The sequence below is a fragment of the Acetivibrio sp. genome, from assembly GCF_035371925.1.
Taxonomy (GTDB): domain Bacteria; phylum Bacillota; class Clostridia; order Acetivibrionales; family Acetivibrionaceae; genus Hungateiclostridium.
In genome coordinates, this window is record NZ_DAORXT010000167.1 from 1 (window position 1) to 2,620 (window position 2,620).

The 2,620-nt window shown below is 38.2% G+C and carries 3 protein-coding genes; all 3 read left to right on the forward strand.

Annotated features, from left to right (window positions below; all coding sequences use genetic code 11):
- The first annotated feature begins 79 nt into the window (after positions 1 to 79).
- Genes PLH43_RS13490 through PLH43_RS13500 form a run of 3 tightly spaced genes read left to right on the forward strand, consistent with a single transcriptional unit; the run spans position 80 to position 2,569 of the window.
- The gene (locus PLH43_RS13490) at positions 80 to 847 is read left to right on the forward strand and encodes a metallophosphoesterase (RefSeq protein WP_324363979.1); all 768 of its coding nucleotides are present in this window, start codon (positions 80 to 82) and stop codon (positions 845 to 847) included.
- Positions 847 to 1,164, forward strand: coding sequence for a DUF4406 domain-containing protein (locus PLH43_RS13495; protein ID WP_324363975.1), 318 nt, complete (start codon positions 847 to 849; stop codon positions 1,162 to 1,164). The genes PLH43_RS13490 and PLH43_RS13495 overlap by 1 nt, the downstream gene beginning before the upstream one ends.
- A complete protein-coding gene (locus tag PLH43_RS13500; RefSeq protein ID WP_324363977.1) occupies positions 1,157 to 2,569 on the forward strand; it encodes a phage portal protein in 1,413 nt (470 codons plus the stop codon). The genes PLH43_RS13495 and PLH43_RS13500 overlap by 8 nt, the downstream gene beginning before the upstream one ends.
- Positions 2,570 to 2,620: the final 51 nt, after the last annotated feature.

Here is a 2,620-nt window from a genome sequence, read left to right on the forward strand (position 1 = left end):
CGCAATTCCTCCACGTGGCTAAAGCCAGTGGCTTCCTTGCGTAAGAATTTGTGATTATTTGCGTGATGATTTTGATTTATTGATATATGAATTTCCCGAAAATAACGACATTAAGATTTACCCTATATCTGACCTACACATTGGTGCTAAGGAATGTATGTTAGAAACTTGGAAAAGTTTCGTTAGGCAATTAAAAAAAGAGCAAAACTCCTATATAACCATTCAAGGCGACATGATGAATAATGGGATAAAAAGCTCGGTGACAAATATTTACGAGGAAACAATGACACCGATGGAACAGAAAAAATGGCTGGCCGATCAGTTAAGCGACATAAAAGATAAAATCTTATGCGTGGTTCCGGGAAACCACGAAAACAGAAGCAAAAAAGAAGTTGACGATCATCCTTTGTACGATGTGTGCTGTAAATTGGATATTGAAGATAGGTATAGGGAAAATGCGGCTTTCATTGTAGTTCGTATTGGGGATAAAGACGGATCAGGGACTAGAAACCCCACTTATACGATGTGCGTAATACACGGGTTTGGCGGTGGGATTTACACAGGCGCAAGCGTCAATCGGAATGAGAGATTCGGCACCGTTATAGACAACCTGGATATTTTAATAGTTGGCCATGCTCATAAAGTGGTCTTAACAAAACCGGAGAAAATTGTTATAGATATTCAAAACAAGAAAGTGTCTTACAAACCTTTTAACTTAGTGCAAGCAACAGCGTGGACGAAATACGGAGGATATACTTTACGAAAACAAATGTTGCCTGGTTCTCATGCTTTGCAGGAGATAATTTTAAGGGGTAATAGGAAAAGCGTAAGGGTGGCGATGGAATAATGGAAAAACTCGTTTATATATGTCATGAATTCGGTGGCAAACAAGAAAATGCAGATAAAGTTGCAACACTTATTAAAAAATTAATCGCAATACATCCTAATATTTGTTTTCTTTCGCCTCACCATGCGACAGGCTTTTTCTATCATGATGTCAGTTATGAGAAGGGAATGGAATATTGCTTAACCTTACTAGATATGTGCGACGAGATGTGGACGTTTGGCAGCAAGAGTATGAGTAAGGGTTGTATGATTGAAAAAGATTACTGCAAAAGGTACAAAATACCTATTATAGAAATGGGTGACTATAAGGATGAGTAGAACATTGTTTGGCCGAGAAGTTTTATATTCTGCGGAAAGCGAAATAACGGCAGGCAACCTTATTGATGTCTTGAACAAGGTGCTGCCTATTCATAATCAAAATAGCCTTGAGATTGATTATTTATATAAATATTATCGTGGAAGGCAGCCAATTTTGGACAGGCAAAAACAAATACGTCCTGAAATTTGTAATAAGATTGTTGAGAATCACGCTTATGAAATAGTGGACTTTAAAAAGGGTTACGTTTTTGGTGAACCGGTTCAATATGTGCGCCGCGGAGAAGGCATAGAAGAAAATAAGATACCATTGCTCAATAATTATATGTTTATGGCCGATAAGGCCCAAAAAGACAAAGAATTAGCCGAATGGTTTTATATTTGTGGAACGGCTTATCGAATGGTATTGCCGGGTGATAATGAAGATGTTCCTTTTGAAATAGACACTCTTGATCCAAGATATGCATTTGTGGTTTATAATAATGGCTTTGGAAAAAGACCATTGATGGCAGGCAAATATGTAATAACCAAAACGCCTGCCGGGGAAGAAAAAGAATTGTATAGCATATATACCCCTACCACTTATTTCGAGGTAATGGACAATGAGATTATAAAGAATGAGCCTCATGCTTTGGGCTATATACCAATAATTGAATATCCCGCTAATATGTCGAGATTGGGAGCTTTTGAGATTGTTCTTCCTTTGCTTGATGCTCTTAATAATACAATCTCGAACAGGATGGATGGTATTGAACAGTTTATCCAATCTTTTATGAAGTTTGTCAATTGTGACATCGATGAAGAAACATTTTTGGCCTTAAAAGAATTGGGAGCATTAAAAGTAAAAAGCGATTCTACCAATCCGGCTGATGTAGACATAATTTCTCAAGAATTAGATCAAAGCCAGACGCAAATAACCAAAGATGATATTTATAGAACCATTCTTATCATTTGTGGTATGCCGGACAGACATCAAAACGCAAGGTCTACCAGCGATACTGGAAACGCTGTATTACTTAGGGATGGATGGAGCGCGGCCGAAGCCAGGGCAAGGGATACTGAGCTTATATTTAAGAGTTCGGAAAAGCAATTTTTAAAGGTAGTATTGAGGATTTTAAAAGATGTATCAGGAATAGATATAAAGCTTAGCGAGATAGATATTAAATTTACTAGAAATAAGACAGATAATTTGCTGGTTAAAACACAAGGATTGCAGAACATGCTTGAAGCGGGCATCCACCCGCAAATAGCAATTACTACCTGTGGACTGTTCAGTGATCCTGAGCAAGTATATATTGATTCCCAGGAATACCTTGAGAAATGGAGAACTGCTGAGGCAACATCGACGCCTGGGAATAACAAGCCTAATCCTACAGATGCGGACGGTGATGCTATTGAGGGTCGTTAGGTGCTTGCAATGCGGCAAGCTTCTTGGTAAAATTAAAGGAGAAGCAGAAAT

Bases quoted from the DNA above. Each gene is read 5' to 3' on its own strand.
- PLH43_RS13495 (WP_324363975.1), top strand. From the start codon at position 847: ATGGAAAAACTCGTTTATATATGTCATGAATTCGGTGGCAAACAAGAA.
- PLH43_RS13500 (WP_324363977.1), top strand. From the start codon at position 1,157: ATGAGTAGAACATTGTTTGGCCGAGAAGTTTTATATTCTGCGGAAAGC.